20 protein-coding genes and 1 tRNA gene are annotated in these 19,821 nt (G+C 69.7%); 4 read left to right on the plus strand and 17 right to left on the minus strand.

Annotated features, from left to right (window positions below):
- Positions 1-92: 92 nt before the first annotated feature.
- From rplT to JYK02_RS10110, 10 genes are all read right to left on the minus strand, one after another.
- Positions 93-440 (minus strand): 50S ribosomal protein L20, encoded by a 348-nt coding sequence (gene rplT / locus JYK02_RS10065; protein WP_207050691.1) that lies wholly within the window; start codon positions 438-440, stop codon positions 93-95.
- A 91-nt stretch (positions 441-531) separates the two neighbouring features.
- Positions 532-738 (minus strand): 50S ribosomal protein L35, encoded by a 207-nt coding sequence (gene rpmI, locus JYK02_RS10070; RefSeq protein WP_014397248.1) that lies wholly within the window; start codon positions 736-738, stop codon positions 532-534.
- A 100-nt stretch (positions 739-838) separates the two neighbouring features.
- On the minus strand, positions 839-1,489 hold the full coding sequence (gene infC, locus JYK02_RS10075; protein WP_207051090.1) for a translation initiation factor IF-3: 651 nt from the start codon (positions 1,487-1,489) through the stop codon (positions 839-841).
- Positions 1,490-1,594: 105 nt separating this feature from the next.
- Entirely contained in the window at positions 1,595-3,523 is a 1,929-nt protein-coding gene (thrS, locus tag JYK02_RS10080; RefSeq protein WP_207050692.1) for a threonine--tRNA ligase, read from the minus strand.
- Between the two features lie 88 nt (positions 3,524-3,611).
- Positions 3,612-3,683: transfer RNA gene (locus JYK02_RS10085), tRNA-Val, on the minus strand.
- Positions 3,684-3,766: 83 nt separating this feature from the next.
- Complete coding sequence (locus JYK02_RS10090) at positions 3,767-4,447, minus strand: uracil-DNA glycosylase family protein (RefSeq protein WP_207050693.1); 681 nt, start codon at positions 4,445-4,447, stop codon at positions 3,767-3,769.
- Positions 4,444-5,628, minus strand: a complete 1,185-nt coding sequence (locus JYK02_RS10095; RefSeq protein ID WP_207050694.1) for an AI-2E family transporter — start codon at positions 5,626-5,628, stop codon at positions 4,444-4,446. Before JYK02_RS10095 ends, JYK02_RS10090 begins: the two co-directional genes overlap by 4 nt.
- 153 nt (positions 5,629-5,781) lie before the next feature.
- On the minus strand, positions 5,782-6,165 hold the full coding sequence (locus tag JYK02_RS10100; protein ID WP_242588628.1) for a hypothetical protein: 384 nt from the start codon (positions 6,163-6,165) through the stop codon (positions 5,782-5,784).
- A 5-nt stretch (positions 6,166-6,170) separates the two neighbouring features.
- Positions 6,171-6,974, minus strand: a complete 804-nt coding sequence (locus tag JYK02_RS10105; RefSeq protein WP_207050695.1) for a hypothetical protein — start codon at positions 6,972-6,974, stop codon at positions 6,171-6,173.
- Positions 6,975-7,174: 200 nt separating this feature from the next.
- Positions 7,175-7,507: a PilZ domain-containing protein gene (locus tag JYK02_RS10110; protein ID WP_120547027.1), complete on the minus strand. Its 333-nt coding sequence runs from the start codon at positions 7,505-7,507 to the stop codon at positions 7,175-7,177.
- 124 nt (positions 7,508-7,631) lie between these two features.
- On the opposite strand from JYK02_RS10110, the gene JYK02_RS10115 reads away from it, so the two are divergent.
- Positions 7,632-8,270, plus strand: coding sequence for a hypothetical protein (locus JYK02_RS10115; RefSeq protein WP_207050696.1), 639 nt, complete (start codon positions 7,632-7,634; stop codon positions 8,268-8,270).
- A 9-nt stretch (positions 8,271-8,279) separates the two neighbouring features.
- Here the strand turns inward: JYK02_RS10115 and JYK02_RS10120 are convergent, their stop codons facing one another.
- Positions 8,280-10,739 carry a hypothetical protein gene (locus tag JYK02_RS10120; RefSeq protein WP_207050697.1) on the minus strand — a complete coding sequence of 820 codons (2,460 nt, stop codon included), beginning with the start codon at positions 10,737-10,739 and terminating at the stop codon, positions 8,280-8,282.
- 42 nt (positions 10,740-10,781) lie between these two features.
- On the opposite strand from JYK02_RS10120, the gene JYK02_RS10125 reads away from it, so the two are divergent.
- Positions 10,782-11,525 (plus strand): FKBP-type peptidyl-prolyl cis-trans isomerase, encoded by a 744-nt coding sequence (locus JYK02_RS10125; protein ID WP_207050698.1) that lies wholly within the window; start codon positions 10,782-10,784, stop codon positions 11,523-11,525.
- A 53-nt stretch (positions 11,526-11,578) separates the two neighbouring features.
- Here the strand turns inward: JYK02_RS10125 and JYK02_RS10130 are convergent, their stop codons facing one another.
- The 6 genes from JYK02_RS10130 to uvsE all read right to left on the minus strand — a co-directional run bounded on the left by JYK02_RS10130 (position 11,579) and on the right by uvsE (position 17,863).
- A complete protein-coding gene (locus tag JYK02_RS10130) occupies positions 11,579-11,818 on the minus strand; it encodes a hypothetical protein (protein WP_207050699.1) in 240 nt (79 codons plus the stop codon).
- Positions 11,815-12,465: a hypothetical protein gene (locus JYK02_RS10135; protein ID WP_207050700.1), complete on the minus strand. Its 651-nt coding sequence runs from the start codon at positions 12,463-12,465 to the stop codon at positions 11,815-11,817. Before JYK02_RS10135 ends, JYK02_RS10130 begins: the two co-directional genes overlap by 4 nt.
- Positions 12,466-12,506: 41 nt before the next feature.
- Complete coding sequence (locus tag JYK02_RS10140; protein ID WP_207050701.1) at positions 12,507-14,618, minus strand: hypothetical protein; 2,112 nt, start codon at positions 14,616-14,618, stop codon at positions 12,507-12,509.
- 75 nt (positions 14,619-14,693) lie between these two features.
- On the minus strand, positions 14,694-14,897 hold the full coding sequence (locus JYK02_RS10145) for a cold-shock protein (RefSeq protein ID WP_014397260.1): 204 nt from the start codon (positions 14,895-14,897) through the stop codon (positions 14,694-14,696).
- Between the two features lie 134 nt (positions 14,898-15,031).
- On the minus strand, positions 15,032-16,882 hold the full coding sequence (locus tag JYK02_RS10150; protein ID WP_207050702.1) for a M2 family metallopeptidase: 1,851 nt from the start codon (positions 16,880-16,882) through the stop codon (positions 15,032-15,034).
- A gap of 45 nt (positions 16,883-16,927) precedes the next feature.
- Positions 16,928-17,863, minus strand: a complete 936-nt coding sequence (uvsE, locus tag JYK02_RS10155) for a UV DNA damage repair endonuclease UvsE (RefSeq protein ID WP_242588630.1) — start codon at positions 17,861-17,863, stop codon at positions 16,928-16,930.
- Positions 17,864-18,032: 169 nt separating this feature from the next.
- On the opposite strand from uvsE, the gene JYK02_RS10160 reads away from it, so the two are divergent.
- Both JYK02_RS10160 and JYK02_RS10165 read left to right on the plus strand, forming a co-directional pair.
- Entirely contained in the window at positions 18,033-19,079 is a 1,047-nt protein-coding gene (locus JYK02_RS10160) for a DHH family phosphoesterase (RefSeq protein WP_242588631.1), read from the plus strand.
- 60 nt (positions 19,080-19,139) lie between these two features.
- Positions 19,140-19,682: a DUF3105 domain-containing protein gene (locus JYK02_RS10165; RefSeq protein WP_242588632.1), complete on the plus strand. Its 543-nt coding sequence runs from the start codon at positions 19,140-19,142 to the stop codon at positions 19,680-19,682.
- Positions 19,683-19,821: the final 139 nt, after the last annotated feature.

Below are 19,821 nucleotides of genomic sequence, written 5' to 3' on the forward strand. Positions count from 1 at the left end.
GACGCCTCAAGCGCCGGGCAAAAAAAAGGGCCGCCCCCTGGTGGAGGCAGCCCGTTTCAGCTTCGGGGGCCGGCGTCACCGCCGGCCGTGTCTCAGGCTGCCTTCGCGATGTTGGCGATGGCGGCAAAGCCCGCGGGGTCCGCGATGGCCAGGTCGGACAGGACCTTGCGGTCCAGGCCGATCTTCGCCTTCGCCAGGCCGGCGATCAGCTTCGAGTAGGACAGGCCCACGGTGCGGGCGGCCGCGTTGATGCGGACGATCCACAGCGAGCGGAAGTTACGCTTGCGCACCGCGCGGTCGCGGGTGGCGTAGTCCAGGGCGCGCTCGACGGCCTGGTTCGCACGGCGGTAGCAGTTCTTGCGACGGCCGCGGAAGCCCTTCGCAAGCTTGAGAATGCGATTACGACGACGACGAGCCTTGAATCCCTTTTTGACGCGCATGACACACTCCTGACTTCTGGAAGGTGGCCCCGGGGCGCTGGCTTCACGCCGCTCCGCCAGGACTCACGGTTGGTTCAAACCCGAGGACGACTCAGGCGCCGTAGGGGAACAGCTCCTTGATGACCTTCTTGGCGTCCATGTCGCGCAGGTGGCCCGTGCCACGGTTGCCGCGCTTCTGCTTGGGCGTCTTGGAGAAGGTGAACAGGTGCTTGCTGAACGCCTTGCCGAACTTCACCTGGCCGCTCTTCTTCACGTGGAAGCGCTTCTTCGCGGCGCTGCGGGTCTTCAACTTGGGCATGATCCCAAACCTTCCTTCTGCTTCCTGTCGGCCGGCAGTCTTCGTGACTGACGGCGGACCGGGGCGCACGGTCCCCGGACGCTTTGGGCGGAAGCCTCTATCACTCTTTTGAGACGACGGGGGTAGGATTTCCTACAGCCGTCGCGGAAACGACCGCGGCGGCGACCGCCGGCCTGCCTTCCTGCTTCTTCCCGGCCGCTTCCACCTGCTGGCGGGCAAGCTCCCGGGCGCGCTGGGCCACCTTCGGGTTGGGGGCCAGGATCATGAACATCTGGCGCCCTTCCATCCGGGGGTTCTGTTCCACCACCGCGATTTCCTTCAGGTCCTTCACCACGTCATCCAGGATGGCGCTCCCCAGCTCCTTGTGGGTGATTTCACGACCCCGGAACTGGATGGTGATCTTCGCCTTGTTCCCCTCCTCCAGGAACCGGCGGGTGTTGCGGACCTTGAACTCGTAGTCGTGCTCCTCCGTCTTGGGGCGGAGCTTCACCTCTTTCAGGTGGACCACGACCTGCTTCTTCTTCGTTTCCGAGGCCTTCTTCTTCTCCTCGTACTTGAACTTGCCGTAGTCCATGATCTTGCAGACCGGCGGCTTCGCCATGGGGGAGATCTCGACGAGGTCGAGACCGTCCGCCTGGGCGCGCGTCAGCGCTGCTTCGAGGGACATGACTCCGAGCTGCTCGGCGTTCGGTCCGACGACGCGGACCTCCCGGGCTCGGATACGGCGATTGGTTCTCTGATCGCGGACGATGGGAGGACCCTCCGACGGCTCGGGGGATGAGGGCGTGCCTCAATCCCCGGAAGTCGCGCACGTAGTCCAGCCCGGACGGGGAGTCAAGTCTCCCCGCACTGCGGCTCAGGGCAGCGTGGCTTCCTTGGTCAGGAGGGCCTCGAAGTCGGCGTACTTCATGGTCTTCAGGTCCTCGCCGCCGTAGCGGCGGGGGGCCACGGCGCCGGACTCCACCTCGTTGTCGCCCACCACCAGGGTGAACGGCACCTTCTGCATCTGGGCCTCGCGGATCTTCGCGTTGAGCGTCATGCCACGCTCGTCCAGTTCCACCCGGAAGCCCTTGGCGCGCAAGTCGTCACGCACCTTGCGGGCGTAGTCCAGCTGACGGTCCGCCACGGTGACGAGGGTGGCCTGCACCGGGGCCAGCCAGGCCGGGAAGGCGCCGGCGAAGTGCTCGATGAGGATGGCGGTGAAGCGCTCGAAGGAGCCGAAGATGGCGCGGTGGAGGACGACCGGGCGGTGCTCGGCGTTGTCCTCGCCCACGTAGGTGAGGTCGAAGCGCTCCGGGGCCAGGTAGTCCAGCTGCATGGTGCCCAGTTGCCACTTGCGGCCGATGCTGTCGGACACGGCGAAGTCGATCTTCGGGCCGTAGAAGGCGCCGTCACCGGGAGCCAGCTCGTACGGGAGCCCCAGCGACTCCAGCGCCGCCTTGAGACCGCCCTCCGCGCGGTCCCAGAGCGAGTCGTCGCCCAGGCGCTGCTCGGGGCGCGTGGACAGCTTCACCGCGTAGGTGAGGCCCACCGCCTTGTAGACGCGGTCCAGGAGCTGCACGAAGCGCCGCACCTCGTCGGTGATCTGGCTCTCCATGCAGTAGATGTGCGCGTCGTCCTGCGCGAACTGGCGCACGCGGGTGAGGCCGCCCAGGGAGCCCGCGGCCTCGTTGCGGTGGAGCACGTCCTGGGTGTGCAGGCGCAGGGGCAGGTCGCGGTAGCTGTGCTTCTTGAAGCCGAAGTACAGGTGGTGCGACGGGCAGTTCATCGGCTTGAGGGAGAAGTCGTGCTCGCCGGACTCGCTGTCGAGCACCAGGAACATGTTCTCCTTGTACTTGCCCCAGTGGCCGCTCGTCTCCCAGAGGCCCTTGTTGAACATCAGGGGCGTCTTGATCTCCACGTAGCCGTCACCGGCCGTCAGCGCGCGCATCCAGTTGGACAGCGTCTGGTAGAGCGCGGTGCCCTTGGGCGTCCAGAAGGCCGCGCCCGGCGAGTACGGGTGGAAGTGGAAGAGGTCCAGCTCCTTGCCCAGCTTGCGGTGGTCGCGCTTGCGCGCCTCTTCAATGCGCGTGAGGTACGCGTCCAGGGCCTTCTTGTCGAAGAAGGCCGTGCCGTAGACGCGCTGGAGCATCGGGTTGCGGTGGTCACCGCGCCAGTACGCGCCGCTGGAGGAGAGGATCTTGATGACGCCGATCTTCCCGGTGCTGGGCGCGTGGGGCCCCAGGCAGAAGTCCACCCAGTCGCCGTGGGTGTAGAGCGTCAGCGTCTTGGCGCCCTTGGCGGCGATGTCCTTGACGATCTCCACCTTGAACTTCTCGCCCTTCTCCTCGAAGAGCTTGATGGCGTCCTCCATGGAGATCTCGGTGCGGACGAACGGCATGTCCTGCTTGAGCTCCGCGTTGGCGGCCGCTTCGATCTTCTCCAGCTCCTCCGGCGTGAAGGGCTTCTCGCGGAAGAAGTCGTAGTAGAATCCTTCTTCCGTCGCGGGACCGATGGTCACCTGCGTGCCGGGGAACAGCTTCTGCACGGCGCTGGCCACCACGTGCGCGGCGTCGTGGCGGATGAGGTCCAGGCCTTCCGGGCTCTTGGACGTGAAGATCTGCAGCTTCGCGTCCTCGTCGAGCGTGCGGGCCAGGTCCATGTCCTGGCCGTTGACCCGGGCGAACAGGGCCGCCTTCGCGAGCCCCACGCCGATGCTCCCCTTCACGAAGTCCGCGATGGTCGTGCCCCGGGCGGTCTGCTTCTGGCTGCCGTCGGGGAGCGTCACCGTGATGGATTCGGACATGGCGGATAAACCCCTGCGCTGGAAAAAACCGCGGGCGGCAGGCTTTTGAGAAAGCCGGCCGCCCGCGAGATGGATCACTTACTGATGATGGGTCGTAGTGGGATCGAACCACTGACCCCTACCGTGTCAAGGTAGTGCTCTACCGCTGAGCTAACGACCCGTCGTGCGGATGGGCGCGGGGAATAACAGCGGGCTCCCGCACCTGTCAAGGAACATGAGCGCGGGGCCTGATCTTCCCCACGTTCACGTCTCCAACAACGCGCGGACGCGTTTCAACACCGCGTCGAACATGGCGGGGGTGAGCCTCCCCGTCTGGGTGTTCTGCTGGCTGACGTGGTAGCTGCCCACGAGCCACAGGCCGTCCGGCAGCCGGAACTCGGCGCCGTGGCCGAAGGCGGGCCGGGGCGTGGGGAGGGCCCCACCCGTCCGGGCCACCGAGGCCAGCGCGGCGTTCCACCCGATGGCCCCCAGGGCGAGCAGCACCCGGCCGGGCAACAGCGCCATCTCCCGGTCCAGGAACGGGGCGCAGCGGGCGATCTCCTCCGGCAGGGGCTTGTTGTCCGGCGGCGCGCACCGGCCGGCGGCGACGATGAAGGCGTCCGTCAGCTTCAGCCCGTCGTCCCGGCGCTCGCTCCGGGCCTGGTTCGCGAAGCCCGCCCGGTGCAGGCCCGCGAAGAGGAAGTCGCCGGAGCGGTCCCCGGTGAACATCCGCCCCGTCCGGTTGGCCCCGTGCGCGGCGGGCGCCAGACCCACGATGATCAGCCGGGCCCTGGGGTCTCCAAAGCCGGGGACGGGCTTCCCCCAGTAGTCCCAGTCGCGGTAGGCGCGCCGCTTCACGCGGGCCACCTCCTCGCGCCAGGCCACCAGCCGGGGGCAGGCCCTGCAGGCGATGATCTCCTGGTGCAGCTTCTCCAGCTTCGTCACGGCGCGCGTGCGCTCCCCTTGTAGAGCTCCGTGCGGCGGTAGCGCTGGAGGACGACGCTCAGGACGACCTTGAGGATGGCGCTGGCCGGGACCGCGAGGAGGATGCCCACGAACCCGAACAGCTCACCGAAGGCGAGCACGGCGATGATGACCGCCACGGGGGCCAGGCCCACCTTCTCCCCTACGACGCGCGGGGTGATGACGAAGCCCTCGGCCAGTTGCCCGATGATGAAGGTCGCGGCCACCACGGCCAGCTGCCACGGCCCCTGCCACGACAGGAGCACGCCCAGCAGCGCCAGCACCACGCCGATGCCCGTGCCCAGGTAGGGCACCATGTTGCCGAAGCCCGCGATGAGGCCAATGGCGATGGCCAGGTCGATGCGCGCCACGGACAGCCCCACCGCGTAGAGCACCGACAGGATGGCGCCCACGGTGAGCTGGCCCTGCACGAAGGCGGACAGCACCTCGTCCACCTCGCGGAAGCGCTGGCTCACCAGCGCCACGGAGCGGCGCGGCAGCAGGTCCTGGATGCGGCCCATGAGGCGCGGGTAGTCCTGGAGGAAGAAGAACGCCAGCACCGGCACCACCGACAGGCCCAGCAGCGTGGCCGCGAAGCGCGCGGTGTTGCCAGCGAAGCTCGCGACGAGCCGCGCCGCCGTGGGGCCCGCGCTCTGGAGCAGCTCGGAGGCCTTCTCTCCCAGCTCCGCGGTGCGCTGGCTCACCAGGTCCGGCAGCGACACGCCCAAGAGCGACTCCACCTGCGGCACCACCTGGGTGCTGGCGCGCTGGAAGAAGCCGGGCAGCTTCGCCGCCTCGTCGCGGAACACCGGCACCAGGTACAGGCCCGCGCCCACCATCAGCAGCGTGCCCGCGAAGAAGAGGATGGACGTGCCCCAGGTGCGGTCCACGCCGCGCTTCTCCAGCAGGGTGACGAGCGGGTTGAACGCGTACGCGCCCGTCAGGGCCAGCAGCACCGGCACCGCCACCCCGCCGAACACGGACAGGAGCGCGAACACCAGCGCCAGTGAGCCCACCATCACGCCGGACCAGACGAAGTCGACCCGGCGGGCCTCCGCCTCATCCAGGGCCGAGGGGTCACCGGCCGGGGGCACGGGCTCCGGGTGCACGACGTGCAGCACCGGGGAGACTTCCGGGGGCTCGGCGGGCTGGGGAACCTTCACCGCGCGCTCACTGCCTCTCTTGCGACGTCCGATGACCGCCTCCTGTCCCCGCCCATCCTACGGCGTCTTCGGCCCCTGATTGCGGTCCATGAATGGGCCCGGGGCGTCGCCTGCCACCTCGTGGTCCAGGGCGCCAGCCGTGACGCGGTTCCCTCAGGGAGACGCGCTGCCGCCTTCGGGGGCCAGGGGCCGGAGCTTGACCTTCAACGTCACCCGCGCCTTCCCGGGCTCGTAGTAGGTCGTGTACGGGTAGAACCCGCGCTTCTTGACCTCCACCTGGTGGAAGCCCGAGTCGGCCAGCCGCAGGCTCCGGGACACGCCGGCGAAGTCGGTGCACGTCCCCTGCTCCACGCCATCCAGCAGCACCTGGGCGTCCGAGGGTTCGCACCGGAGCACCAGGTCGCCGCGCTTGGCCGAGCTGGACGCCATCAGCGATTCCGCGCGGGCGACCGAAGCGGGCTGCTCCTGCTTCGCCGCGCAGCCGCCCATCAGCATGACCGCCACCGCGAGCACCGCGTTGTTCCGCACGCGAGCCATGGGCGCTACTGCGTGACGATGGCGACCCGGCCCTCGGCCAGGAAGCGCGTGTTCGCCTCGGTGAGCGCGCGGGCGCCTTCCGCGCTCAGCACCAGGTCCGAGCCTTGAAGCTGCGCGGCCTTCACCACCAGCGGCTTGTCGCCCACGCGCGCGGCCTTCCTCGCGGCGTCCAGGCTGTCGAACCAGGCCGCGACGCCCGCCGTGCCGCGCGCCTCTTCCGTGAGGACCGTCGCGCCGTAGAGCGCCTTGCCCGACGCGTCCACCAGCCGGGGCGCGAGCACCGGCGTCACGCCCAGTCCGCGCGCGTCCACCACGAGGCCCGTGTACTTCGCGGCGCCATCGTTGAGCACGATGGCCGGCTCCTGCGCGGACGTCAGCGCCGCGGTGAGCACCGCGAGCGGCACCTCCACGTCCATCTCCACGCCGCTGTCGGAGAAGTAGCGCGTGGCCACGACCTTGTAGCCGCGGAGGGCGCCTTCGACGCGGCCCTTCACCTCGTCGCGCGCCAGCTCGTCGCCCACGGTGCGGCCCGCGCTGACGTGGATGCCCTTGGCCTGCTCCAGCAGGTTGCGGAACGCGTCCAGCTTCGCGGCGCGCTCGGCGCCCAGCCGGGCCTGCCCGGGGTTGGCGGCCTTGAAGTCCGGGGCCCCGGCGCCCGTGGCGCGCAGGACCTGGCCCTCCCAGTTGATGCCCGGAGCGCCCACGCCGCGCACGGCTTCAGCGGCGGGTGCGGCGGCCTTCGCGTCCTTGCCCTGGCCCAGCGCCGTCAGCGGCACGACCAGCAACAATCCCCACAGCGAACGCGTCACGGAGCACTCCTCCCGTTGTCGCCGCGAAAGGTCGGCGAGCGCACAGGGAACCTCTCCGGTCATTCAACGGGGTCACTTCGCGCGAAGTCAAGGCGACCCGGGAGACGCACGGATCCGCCAGACGACCTCGGTGCTGCTACCGCGAACCGCCGGTGGCACCGCGCAATCGCGGTGGCACACCTGGAGGGTAATGCTCCGCGTCAGTTGCCGTTGCTGTGGCGGTCCACGTAGGCGTCGATCATCTTGCGGTGCCGCTCGGTGAGCAGCGTGAAGCGCACGCCGGACTGCTCCTTGCGGCCCAGTTCCTTCCACTCGCGTACGACTTCACCCTCGGCGTAGATGATCTCCTCGGAGCCGGGGAGCTGGAACTGGAGGCCCACGCGGCGCGCGTCGTGCTGGGGCTCGATGAGGCGCGAGAGGCTGACGCCTTCCTGGCTGATGTCCGCGGCGCGGGTCATGTACGGCACGCCGCCCATGTACTTGTTGAGGTAGATGTCCAGGGGCGCCCGATTGGCCTTCCGCTTCTCGCTCATTGGCTCATGACCTCCGGCTGCTGCAACAGGCTGCTGCGGGGGTGCAGCGACCTGAAGGCACACTACGTTCAGACGTCATGCGCGCAAGAAAACGGCGCCCTTCAAGCGCGCTAGGCTGGCCTGCATGCGCCGTGTTTTTCCGCTCGCTGGATTCTTCGCGTTGGCCTGTGCCTGCGGACTGCCGGCGCACGTGCGGCCGGTGCCCGCGGGCTCGCTCGCGCTGGAGGCGGGCGTGGGAGGACCGGCCGTCCGGCTGGAGGGCACGCCCGTTCCCCTGCCCCTGTCCACATTGGGCGCGAGCTACGGGTTGAACGACCGGTGGGACGTGAGCGCCCATGCGCACCTCACGCCGCTGCTCCTGGGTGTCGCGGGGATGGATGTAGGGACGACGTGGCTCGCGCTGGAGCAGGACGGCGCGAGGCCAGCGGTGGCGCTCACGGGGCGGGGCTACGTGTTCAGCGACCTGGACACGGGAGCGCTCTTCCACGGCGAAGCGACGGCCGCGGCGAGCTGGCTCCTGCGCGAGCGCTTCCTCACGTACGTCTCCGGATCCGCGCTGTACGACGTGGTGGAGTCGGACGTGCTGTGGTCCCTGGCCGCCGGGACACGGGTGCCCTTCGGTCGCTTCGCGCTCCAGCTCGAGCTGGGCTGGTATGGGCCTGACTACGACGCGTCGGTCGCGGGCGCGGAATGGCTCACGCCGGGAGGCCACGGGGCGTTGGGATTGGTGCTGGGAGGCAGCTATCGCTTCGGCGGTCCGTGAGGGCGCGCATCACAGCGGCGCTGTCACTCGCACGCGGCTGAAGCCCTCCCGGTCGTCCTCGAAGAGCACGACGCCCGCGCTGCCATCCGGACGCGCGACCACACGGGGCCGCGTGAGCTGGTTGGGGGATGCGCCCGTGTCATCGAGCCGCGCCGCTTCGACGATGGCCGTGCTGGAGACCGGTGACATGCGCGCGGCGCCGAGCCCGCTCTTGCCCGGTGACAGGTCCTGGAACACGACGCGCCATTCTCCGTGAACCCAGGCCGCGGAGGGACGGAAGCGGCTGAGGAAGGCACCGGTGTCCGCGCCTCCGGCCACGAGCGGCAGTGGCTCCCAGCCGCCCTGCACCCGCCGCGCACCGCGCACGTCGTGGTGGCCGCGCCGTTCGCGAAGGTCGTCCCAGACGAGCACCGCGCTTCCATCCGGCGCGGAGGTGAGGCGGGGATCGCTCGCCAGGGTTTCCGCTTCGCAGGGCGGTGACACCTGCGTCGCGGCCGGGAACCCCTCCCCTGCCGACACCGCCGCGTACACCTCCCAGTCCCGCTCGCGGTAGTCGATCCACGCCACCGCCCAGCCTTCCGCGGTCCACGTCACCGAGGGTTGAAGCTGCGAACCTTCGTGCCGGTCGGTCACGGTGTTGCCCGAATCCACGCGCGTTGACGCGGTCCACGTGCGGCCACCGTCCTCCGAGCGGGCAAGACGCACCTTGGGCGCGAGCCCTTCACGGAAGTCCGTCCAGGCCAGTGCCACGCGCGCGGTCCCTGGCTGCCATGCGAGCGCCGCCTCCCACTGGGACGCGCTCGTCGCCTCTACCCGTGAGGCCGTGCCGAAGCTCACGGCGCCGTCCGTGGAGGCCGCCGTCCACAGCACTTCCCTCTCCCCTTCACGCGCCTCCTGCCACGCGACGACCACGCTGCCCGAGGGCCCGGCGGCGATCGCCGGACGCAGCTGCCTGCCCGGGCCCGGTGACACCGGATGCGCGGGCGTGAACGTGCGACCATCGTCATCACTGGTCGCGACGTACACCTGGGGCCTTCCCTCCCGCGCATCGCTGAAGACCACGTAGAGCCGTCCCGCGGCGTCGTACGCACCCTCGGGATTCGTCTGCGCGCCCACGTCCACGGGAGCCACCTCCTGCGACGGCAGCCCTTCACCCGCGGGCGTCACCGTCAGCTTCGGCCCGGGCCCCTCCCCCGCGAGCGACAGGTCCGCCGCGATGACGCTTCGCGCATACTTTCCTTCGCGCTTGTCCCCTGAACCCGGCGCCAGCGCATCGCCTGCTTCGCGCAGCCGAGCCTGCCGTGCCTCCAGGGACAGCGACGCGTCCGACTCCGCTGGATCCGCGAACGTCCACGGCCCCACGTCCACCCAGCCCGTCAATGGCCGGCTGCCCACGAAGGCACGCGGCTCCTGATCCGGCGTGCCCTTGCGCGTCACCCAGACCTGACCGTCGAACACGAGGTCGAAGAGGTTTCCGCTCAGCATCGGCGCCGCGCTGTACCGGAAGCCCCGGTACTTCTGCGTGTGGCTCCACCCCGACGAAAGGATGGTGTCCGGCAACCAGCCGCCCTGCGAGTCCTCGATGGTCCAGCCGCTCCAGGCCTCCGGCTGCGTCACCAGCTCCGTGCCCACGTCCTCCAGCCGCTGCAGGAACGGCGCATAGAACGCATCGCGCGAGATGGCCGCGCCCACCTTTCCGAACGGCAGCGTGAACGTCCCTAGCCGCTCCAGCGACGCGGGGCTCAGGTCCAGGTCCTCCTCCTCCGTCTCCGTGAGGTAGACCTTGTCGCTCCGGCCCGCGAGCGTCCCGTCCGGCGCGTACAGCAGCGCCGCGTTGAAGCACTCCGGCCCGGTGGCCACGTACGCGGGCTCGTCCCCGTCCGCGTCCACGTCGCGGAACAGGTCCACCGAGTCCGAGTCGCGGCGCGCATCCACGTACGGCACGTTCGCGGACGTCATCACCCACACGCCGTAGCGCTTCGCGATGCCGCCGAACGTGCGCTCCATGGCCCGCCACGCCGGGTCCCCCAGCGCGAGCGTCAGCGACCGGGCCGCGGAGATGCCCGGGAAGCGCCGCCGGTATTCGTCCGCCGCTCGGAACCACCCCGAGTACATCGCGTTGAACGCCAGCTCCGTGTCGCCCGCCCCCCGCGCCAGCATCGCGCGGCGCCCGGTGAACCAGGCGAGGAGCCCCGCGTCCTCCGGGAACAGCAGGAGATTCGGCCGCGTCGCGGACAGGCACGGCGCGATGCGCACCACGTCCTCGCGGAAGGACGCGTCGAAGTGCTCCAGCGAGGCCGCGTCGTCCAGCGTGAAGGCGTGCCCCACCACGAAGACGCGCACGTTGCCCGTGTCCGTGAAGGACAGGCCGCACACCGTGTCGTCCTCCGGCACGGTCGGCCCGCCACAGGCCAGGGTGGCGAGGGTTCCCAGCAGCACCGCGAACGCGAAGGATGACCGGCAGCGCATGAGCGGCCCTATAGTCCCCCCATTCTCGTGAAAGGCGGAAGCATGCGTATGCAGTGGAAGGCGGCCCTGGTCCTGATGCTCGGTGCTCCGGGTCTGGCCCTGGCCCAGGCCCCGACGAAGCCCTCCAAGCCGGCCGCCGCGCCGGAGGCCCCCGCGAAGGCCGCCCCTGCCCAGGCGCCCCTGGAGCTCAAGACGGATGAGCAGAAGGCCATCTATTCGGTCGGCATCTCGCTGGGCCAAAGCGTGACGGCGCTCGCGCTCACCCTGGAAGAGGTGCAGCTGCTCCAGCGCGGCCTCCAGGACTCGCTCAGCGGCACCGCGCCCGCGGTGGATCCGAAGGAGTACGGCCCGAAGATTCAAGCGCTCGCCAAGGAGCGCATGGCCAAGGTCAACGTCGCCACGCTGGACCGCGCCTCCAAGGAGCCCGGCGCCACGCGGCTGCCTTCCGGCGTCATCTACCGGGAGCTCAAGGCCGGCACCGGCAAGTCCCCCCGCGCCATCGACACCGTGAAGGTGCACTACCAGGGCACGCTGGTGGACGGCACGGAGTTCGACAGCTCCTACAAGCGCGGCATGGCGGTGGAGTTCCCGCTCAACGGCGTCATCCCCTGCTGGACCCAGGGCGTGCAGAAGATGAAGGTCGGCGGCAAGGCGAAGCTCACCTGCCCCGGGAGCACCGCCTACGGCGAGCGTCCGCCCACGGGCTCGCGCATCCCGCCCAACGCCGTGCTCACCTTCGAGGTGGAGCTGGTGGACATCCCCGGCAACACCGCCGTCACGCCGTAGTCCGCTTCCACGGGGGCCCGCATGCGGCGGGCCCCCGCGAAGGCGTCACGGCCCTACGATGGCCGCACGGACCGGCCGCCGAAGGGCGGGTCGGCCAGGATGGCCTGGGCCAGCCGGTCCGCGAAGGCGCGGCCCTCCCGGTGGAAGGACCCGGTCTCCTCCGCGTTCAGGCGCACGCGCACCTCGAACTGGACGATGCCTCCCACCACGACCTCGATGGACAGCGCTCCGCCCTTCTCGCGCAGCACGCGGTACAGGAGCGGACTCTGGAGGAGCACCTCCTCGTCGCTCACGGGATCTCCGCCACCTGCGTGTCCGCCACCGGCGCGTTGATGACCATGACCTCCGGCACGCCGCCGGACGTGTAGCCGCCGAACTTGAAGCAGTCCTTCTCGTCAGGCGTGGTGCACTTCCACACGCCCGGATCCGCGTCCACCGGCAGGCGCGTGCAGACCTTCTGCGCCGCCAGGTCCAGCGTCATCATCCGCAGCGGACCCTCGAAGTTCGCCGCCGGCAGGCCCAGCGCCTGGCCCAGCATCGCGGGGTCATGCTTGCCGTCCGCCGTCTTCGCCTTCTCCACCGCGCCCTGGATGGTGCCGGACGGCGCCGCGAACAGGTAGCAGGCCACGTCGTTGCAGCGGCCGAAGTTCTTCGCGCCCGTCTGCACCACGAACTTCTGGTACGCGCTGTCCGTCATCAGCCACGACACCTTGCGGTCCGGGAAGTTCTTGTCGATGTGCTGATCAATCCCGTAGGGGGCGGCCATCCCGTCCGCCTCCTTGGAGATGGCCTTCTGCGTGTCGTCACAGTTGTCCACCAGCGACGCGGTCGCGGGCGGAGGCGTCGTCGTGTCCGAGGGCTTCGCGCCGCCCTTCGTCGTCGCACAGCCCACCACGGTCGACAGGGAGCCGAGCACCAGCACACGAGAGATGAAATTCACGGTCAATCCTCCAGATAAGCGAAATGGGGAATGGCCGGATATCACAGTGAGGCTTCGGTGGCCCGCAACAAAGCCTCCGCGCTGACGGGGGCGCCGGTGGCGTGCCGCATCCATTCATCCGGGGTGACGGAGCCGAAGGTGGCCATGCGCTCGAACTCCGCGCCCAGCGGGCCGTGCTGCTTCAGGTGCTCTTCAATCTGGAACGCGATGAGGTGCCCCAGCGGGTAGTCCGGCAGGTAGAGCGGGTAGCTGATCATGTGGCTGTAGATGCCCAGCAGCGGGCTGTCCTTCCGGCCCAGCACCGGCGCGTAGTAGCGGTTCCACACGTCGCGGGACACCTGGGCCACGGCGTCGCGCAGCTGGGCGGGCGTGGCGTCCGGGTGTTCGTACATCCAGTGCCACGTGGCCATGTCCACCAGCGCCACGCCGGCGATCTCCCACGCCTGCCAGAAGTCGTTGAGCACGCGCTCGCGCTCGCTGGCCGCGTCCGGCTTGCCCAGGCCCAGCAGCTCCAGGTCACGCGCCTGGAAGACGAAGGCCAGGGCCTCCGTGAAGGCGTTGTTGGGGACGCCGGACAGGAGCGTGTGGTCCACCTGGTACAGGCTGAAGACCTGCTCCACGTTGTGCCCCAGCTCGTGCACCGCGATGTTGTAGCCCTTGTAGTCCATGCCCCCCTTCTCCACGCGCGTGCGCAGGCGGGGGAAGTCCCCCCGGCGCAGCGCCTGCTGGGCATGGCCCGCGCCGCGCGACGCGTCCACGCGGATGTGCGACGCGAGCACGGCCGCCTTCTCCCGCGTGAAGCCCAGGCCCTGGAGGATGCGCGGGATGTCGCGCGCGAAGGCATCCGCCGTGGGGTAGCGCTGGCGCGTCATCGCGTCCAGCTGCGCCTCCGGCACCTTGGAGCCCGGACGGAAGCCAGGATACCAGAGGTCCTGCGGCTCCAGCGGGCGGCCCAGGCGCGTCTGGATCAGCTTCGCCACGCGCGGCACCAGCGGGGACTCCAAAAGCTGCGTGAGCAGCGCGCGCACGCGCTCCTCCGGCAGGCCTCGGTCCAGCTCGAAGGCGCGAGCGATGCGCGTGGGCGCCACCGGCGAGTAGGGATCCACCTTACGAGAGGCCTGGAACGTGGCCAGCAGCCGCGCGTAGCGCGTGTCCGGCTCCGGCGCGGTGTCCGCCTTCGCGGCCCGCTGGGGCGCGTTCGCCTCCACCGACTCCGGCGGCGCGACGGTGACCTTGTTGGTGAAGGGATCCCAGTCCACGCGCGGGTTGTCGATGACGGCGGTGGGGATCGTCTGGGTGACGATGCGCTCCATCACCTGGACGATGGTCCGCTGCTTCGCCAGGCCCTTCGGGTCCGTGTAGTCGCCCTTCAGTTCGTCGCGCAGGTTCCAGTGGCTGATGAGCCGCAGGCCCTGGGGGAACAGGCGCTGGCCCTTCGCGTCCACCAGGTGGTGCATCCAGATGTTGTACTCGGCGATGTAGAGGTTCGCGTCCGCGATGGCCTGCGACACCTTCTGCTCCACCGCCGCGGGCACGCGCCGGTTGAAGCGCGACGCCAGCTTCGCCTCCGCCCACTGCCGGCGCGTCCAGGTGGGCCCCTCCTTCACGCGCTCGGCCAGGGTGGTGAGCGGGAAGTTGAGCAGCACGGCGAAGCCGGGCTTCGCCTGGAACAGGTCCGACGTGACGTTGGAGGACGGGTCATACGCCGCGAGCAGCGGCTCCACCGGCAACAGCGGCCCCAGGTCCAGGTCCGTGAACCACTGGAGCTCGCGCCCCAGCTCGTTCATGTGCCCGTCGAACTGCTCGAACAGGCCTTCAAGGCGCGTGAACGTCGCGTCCAGCCGCGGGCCCGTGGGCAGGAACTGCTCGCGCGCGAAGGCCGCCAGGTCCCCGTCCTCCGGCCGCCACAGCGCGGCCACCTGGTCCACGCCACGCTCGATGCGCGCGCGCTGGGACTCGCCGTGCTGCTTCACCAGCTCCTGCTTGAGCGCGGCCAGGGCCTCCTTCGACACCGGGGCGGCCGGTGTGGACGCGGCGGTGGAGGCGATGGCCGGAGGCGTGGGGGCCGTGGAGGTGGAGGACGTGGCACAACCGGCGCAGCCCAGGGCGGCGACGAGGGGGAGGAAGCGCAGGCGGAAGGTGGGGGCGGACATGCGGGCTCCGGAAAATACAGAAGGCCCGACCCGTGAGAGTCGGACCTTCTTGGGTGAATCAGGAAACGGTCAGGCTCAGGCGGCGCGAACGTTCTGCGCCTGCAGGCCCTTGGGGCCCTTGGTGACTTCGAACTCCACCTTCTGGCCCTCGGCCAGGGTGCGGAAGCCGTCCATGTTGATGGCGGTGTGGTGGCAGAACACGTCCTCGCCGCCGCCGTCCTGCGTGATGAAGCCGAAGCCCTTCGCGTCGTTGAACCACTTCACGGTACCAGTCGCCATTTGCTGTTCTTCTTTCATCGCGGACAGGAAGAGTCGCCGTCCGGTCCTACAGAGGTCAACCCTACAAGACGGGCGCCAGCCTAAGCGCCCGTCCCGGGCGAAGTCCACTCCCTGGATACGTCAGGCGTGAAACGTCACCATCCGCACTTCTGGCCCTTGTTCTGCTCCTGGAGCCAACGACGCAGCGGGGCGAAGTACTCCAGCATGGGCGTGGCATCCATCTGGCGGGTGCCCGTCATCGCCGCCAGGGCGTCCGGCCACGGCTTGCTCGCGCCCATCTCCAGCATGGCCTGCAGGCGCTGGCCGGCGGCCTTGTTGCCGTAGATGGAGCACTCGTTGAGCGCGCCCTTGTGGCCCGCGGCCTCGCACAGCGCCTTGTGGAACTGGAACTGGAGGATCCGCGCGAGGAAGTAGCGCGTGTACGGCACGTTGGCGGGGACGTGGTACTTGGCGCCCGCGTCGAAGTCCTGCTCCGTGCGCGCCACCGGGGCGGCCACGCCCTGGTACTTCGTGCGCAGCGCCCACCAGCTCTTGTTGTAGTCCGCCGGCTTCACCTTCCCGCTGAACACGTCCCAGCGCCACTGGTCCACCAGCAGGCCGAAGGGCAGGAAGGCCACCTTCTCCAGCGCGTCCTTCAACTGGAGGTTGATGACGTTCTTGTCGTTCTTCTCCACCGCGTTGAGCAGGCCCGCCTGCTGGAGGTAGGCCGGGGTGATGGAGAGCGTGAGCGCGTCGCCAATGGCCTCGTGGAAGCCGTCGTTGGCGCCCGCCTGAAAGAGGACGGGGAGCTTGTAGTAGTACGTGTAGTAGTAGTTGTGGCCCAGCTCGTGGTGGATGGTGACCAGGTCCTCCTCGGTGGGCTTGATGCACATCTTGATGCGCAGGTCGTTGTCGTACGTCACGTCCCAGGCGGACGCGTGGCAGACGACGTCGCGGTCGCGGGGCTTGGTGAACTGCGAGCGCTCCCAGAAGGTCTGCGGCAGCGGCTTGAGGCCCAGCGAGGTGAAGAACTTCTCACCCAGCTTCACCATCTTCTGCGCGTCGTAGCCCTGCTTCACCAGGGTGCTGTTCACGTCCAGGCTGGCCTGGCCGGGGAACGGCTCCACCAGCGGGTAGATGTTGTTCCACTCCTGCGCCCACATGTTGCCCAGCAGGTGCGCGGGGATGGGCTTGCCGGCGGGCACCTTCGCCTCGCCGTACTGCTTCGCCAGCCGGCCGCGCACGTAGCAGTGCAGCTCGTCGTACATGGGCTTCACCTGGCCCCAGAGCCGCTGCGCCTCCTGCTCGAACTCCGCGGGCGTCATGTCGTAGGACGACCGCCAGAGCGTGCCCAGGTCGTTGAAGCCGATGTCCTTCGCGCCCGCGTTGGAGAGGTCCACCAGCTGCGTGTAGAGCGGGCGCATGGGGCGGCTGACGGCGTGCCAGCCCGTCCACGCGTCCAGCAGCTCGTCCGCGTTGCGGCTCTCCGCCATCACGTCGGACAGCTCCTCCAGGTCGCGGCACTTCCCCTTGCCGTCCTTGCCGCAGTACTTGCCCTTGCCGTAGAGGCCCTCCAGCTTCGCGGCGGTGGCGGCCAGCTCCGCGCGCTGCTTGGCGTTCGCCGGCGCGGGCAGCGTCTGGGACACGCGCAGCAGGTGCAGCATGCGCGCGGTGTCCGCGTCCAGCTTCAGCCCGTCGAAGCGGCGCGAGTCCTTGATGGCGTTGTTGACGTAGGCCATCACCTCTTCGTTGACGGTGGCGGCGTTCCGTTCCGTATCGTCGGTGATGTACGTGCTCTTGATCCAATCGGCGGTGGCCTGACGGGTCCAGAGCTGCTTGAGGTCCGCGTTGAGCTTGTCGACGAACTGCTTCGCCTCCGCGGGCGTGGCCTTCGCGGCAGGAGCGGGCGTTGCCTTCGCGGCCGGCGTCTGCGCGCTGGCGGCGGGCGCCGCGAGCGACAGGGCGGCCAGGGCCGCGCGCATCAGGGACTGGGGTGAGCGGGTCATGGGCGCGGACACTATGGGAAGTGCCCTGCCCTCGCACCCGCGAAGTCAAGGCGCCCGCGCGCCCTGTCCTCGGGGTGAACGTCGCGCCCCCGCTTCGCGACGCAGTGCGAAAACCGCGCGGTCCTTCTCCTTCGCCTCCAGCATGAAGTCCGCGGGCCCGTCGAGCGCTGCCACCATGGCCTGGAAGTCCGCCGGGACGATGAAGTCCGAGTGCGCACCCGGCCGCCCGTCCACCTTCTGTGACGCCAGGTGGAATTTGGGCCGCAGGTCCAGTGCGCGCCAGGTCGCGGAGGCCTCGCGCACCAGCTCCTCCACGGACAGGGGCGGATCCGACGGAAGCACCGCGTTGTGCAGGTTGTCGCCCACCATGGGCACGCCGTGCTCGCGGGCCAGCGGGAGCACCTCGCGTGCGGTCCAGACCTTGTCGTCGTGCTCGATGGTGATGCGCTGCCGCAGATCCTCCGGCATCGTGTCCAGCATCCGGTGCGCGGCCTCCAGCGCCTCCGGGCGGCTGGGCGCGGCGCCGCCCACGTGGATGACGACGCGGCACTCGGGGCCTGCCTCCAGCAGGTCCAGCACGCGCGCGCTGTAGCGCAGCTCCGCGATGGCGGCGTCACGCACGCGTTCGTGGCGCGAGGACAGCGACGCGCCGGCCGGGGACGGATGCAGGGACAGCCGCTGCTGGGACTGGCGCGCGATGCGGGCTAGCGCGGCGAACTCGCGCGCGAAGGTCTTCCACCACGGCAGCGTGTTCACCGGGTGCGAGCCGAACGGGATGAGCGACGAGCCGATGCGGAACACCTGGATGCCGTGCGCCTCGTTGAAGCGCAGCAGTTGCTCCATCTCCTCCAGGTTCTGCGCGATGAGTTCCTCCAGGCGCTGCGGCGTCGCGGTGGCGAGCCGGCACGTGTGGCTGGCGCTCACGCCCAGCGTTAGGGATTGGGCCACGTAGCCCAGCCGATAGGTCGAGAGGCCTTCCATGCCTGGAAAGGTCAGCACGCTCGCGCCGGGTGACTGGACCCGGGGGGTCGTCCGGAGGGCAACCAGCCACGACGGGCGCGCCCTGCCGTGCCGCTACAGGCAGTGACAGCTTTGCTTCATGCTTCTAGGACACACCAAGGATGCGCACTGGCCCGCGCCAGAGGCGGCGATGGACCAGGCGCGTGAGTTCCTGGAAGCCTGCCGGGACAAGCACGTGCTCGTCGTGCCGCACACGGACGCGGACGGGCTCAGCTCCGGGGTGCTGATGGTCCGGGCGCTCCAATCCCTGGGCGCGCGGCCGACAGCGCGCCTGCCCGGCAAGGGAGAGGACGTCCACCAACAGGGGTTCCTGGAGCGGCTGGCGGCCTCCTCTCCTGAGGCGCTGGTGGTGCTGGACCAGGGCAGCCGCGCGGAGCCGCTGCTTCCCGGGGTGCCCACGCTGGTGGTGGACCACCATGCGTCGGAGTCCTTTCCACCCGGGGCGCAGGTGCTCACCGCCTACGGCCATGAGCCCGTGGCGAACACGAGCCTGCTCACGTACGTGCTGACGTCGTCGTTCGTCGTCCCCGGTCCGCTGGAGTGGCTGGCGGTGCTGGGGACGGTGGCGGACCTGGGCGTGGACGCGCCCATGCCGTTCCTCAAGGACGCGCTGCGGCGGGCGAAGCGTTCGTCCGTCACGGAGGCGGTGGCGCTGCTCAACGCGGCCCGCCGTTCCAGCCGCTTCGCGGCGCCGCTGGCGATGCAGGTGCTGCTGCGCGCGGGCAGCGCAGCGGACATCGCGGAGGGGCGCGTGCCCGGCGTGGACGCGCTGCGCGACTGCCGCCTGGAGGTGCAGCGCGAGGTGGCCCGGTGCGCGAAGACGCCGCCGCGCTTCGCGGGGAACCTGGCACTCCTGATGTTCAGCTCCGAGGCGCAGGTGCATCCGCTGGTGGCGATGCGCTGGGTGCAGCGGCTGCCGGACCACATCGTCGTCGCCGCCAACACGGGCTACCTGCCCGGCCGCGTGAACTTCGTGCTGCGAAGCCGCGCGCCGGTGGATCTGCTCGCGCTGCTGCGGGGGTTGGACCTGCCGCCGATGGGAGGCTCATACGCGCACGGCCATTCGCGGGCCACGGGTGGCAGCCTGCCGCCCGCGGACTTCCTGCGCCTGATGGAGGCCCTGGGCTTCCGGGGGCTGAGTGACCGGGATGTGGAGCGGCGCGGCGTCGTGCCCTGACAGGAAGGTGGGACGCGGGGGCGATGAGCGGCGCAAGCCCGTTGCGATATGACGGAGGGGATGCCTCGCGCCCTCCCTGCCCTCCTCTTCTCGCTGTGCCTCGCCTGCGGTTCGACGAACGATGATCCGCCCACGCCCGGTGGCGAGGCCTGTGAGCGGTATTCGTTCCCGCTGTCGGAGATCTCGTCGGCCAGTCACGTGAGCTCGTGCAGCAGCACCGGGTGCGGCAACGGAGAGAACCCGCCCAACTCCGGCATGCACTGCCCCACGTGGCTGTCGTGCCGCAGCTTCGACACGGAGCAGCCTCGCTGTTCGTGGATCCACAACCTGGAGCATGGCCACGCGGTGTTCCTCTACAACTGCCCGGAGGGCTGCCCGGATGACGTCGCGAAGCTGGAGGCGGCGATGGGCAAGGCCGCGGTGGGCAGCAACGGCGTGCGCCGAGCGCTCGTCACTCCGGACTCGCAGCTTCCCAAGCGCTTCGCCGCGCTGCTGTGGCGCCGCACGTACCTGATGGACTCCGTGGACCCGGACGCGCTCACGTGTCTGCTCGCGTTGCAGGACGTGGACGCCAACGAGCCGGGTCTGGTTTGCCCTCCGTGAAACAGCGCTCCGTGAAACAGTGACAAGCACGCGACGGGTAGCGCTGGCGCGAGAGGAATCCACTCCACCAGGGGTGTGGCCCGCCAGCCAACCTTGCGCGCGTTCGGTCAACGTCTCTTAATTCGACGCACGCGCCCGC

It is taken from the genome of Corallococcus macrosporus (genome assembly GCF_017302985.1).
GTDB lineage: Bacteria > Myxococcota > Myxococcia > Myxococcales > Myxococcaceae > Corallococcus > Corallococcus macrosporus_A.

Coding starts and splice junctions, on each gene's coding strand:
- uvsE (WP_242588630.1), bottom strand. CDS start 17,863: ATGGAAGGCCTCTCGACCTATCGGCTGGGCTACGTGGCCCAATCCCTA.
- JYK02_RS10110 (WP_120547027.1), bottom strand. CDS start 7,507: ATGAGCGAGAAGCGGAAGGCCAATCGGGCGCCCCTGGACATCTACCTC.
- JYK02_RS10100 (WP_242588628.1), bottom strand. CDS start 6,165: ATGGCTCGCGTGCGGAACAACGCGGTGCTCGCGGTGGCGGTCATGCTG.
- JYK02_RS10115 (WP_207050696.1), top strand. CDS start 7,632: ATGCGCCGTGTTTTTCCGCTCGCTGGATTCTTCGCGTTGGCCTGTGCC.
- rpmI (WP_014397248.1), bottom strand. CDS start 738: ATGCCCAAGTTGAAGACCCGCAGCGCCGCGAAGAAGCGCTTCCACGTG.
- JYK02_RS10120 (WP_207050697.1), bottom strand. CDS start 10,739: ATGCGCTGCCGGTCATCCTTCGCGTTCGCGGTGCTGCTGGGAACCCTC.
- rplT (WP_207050691.1), bottom strand. CDS start 440: ATGCGCGTCAAAAAGGGATTCAAGGCTCGTCGTCGTCGTAATCGCATT.
- JYK02_RS10145 (WP_014397260.1), bottom strand. CDS start 14,897: ATGGCGACTGGTACCGTGAAGTGGTTCAACGACGCGAAGGGCTTCGGC.
- JYK02_RS10140 (WP_207050701.1), bottom strand. CDS start 14,618: ATGTCCGCCCCCACCTTCCGCCTGCGCTTCCTCCCCCTCGTCGCCGCC.
- thrS (WP_207050692.1), bottom strand. CDS start 3,523: ATGTCCGAATCCATCACGGTGACGCTCCCCGACGGCAGCCAGAAGCAG.
- JYK02_RS10150 (WP_207050702.1), bottom strand. CDS start 16,882: ATGACCCGCTCACCCCAGTCCCTGATGCGCGCGGCCCTGGCCGCCCTG.
- JYK02_RS10125 (WP_207050698.1), top strand. CDS start 10,782: ATGCGTATGCAGTGGAAGGCGGCCCTGGTCCTGATGCTCGGTGCTCCG.
- JYK02_RS10160 (WP_242588631.1), top strand. CDS start 18,033: ATGGACCAGGCGCGTGAGTTCCTGGAAGCCTGCCGGGACAAGCACGTG.
- JYK02_RS10165 (WP_242588632.1), top strand. CDS start 19,140: ATGCCTCGCGCCCTCCCTGCCCTCCTCTTCTCGCTGTGCCTCGCCTGC.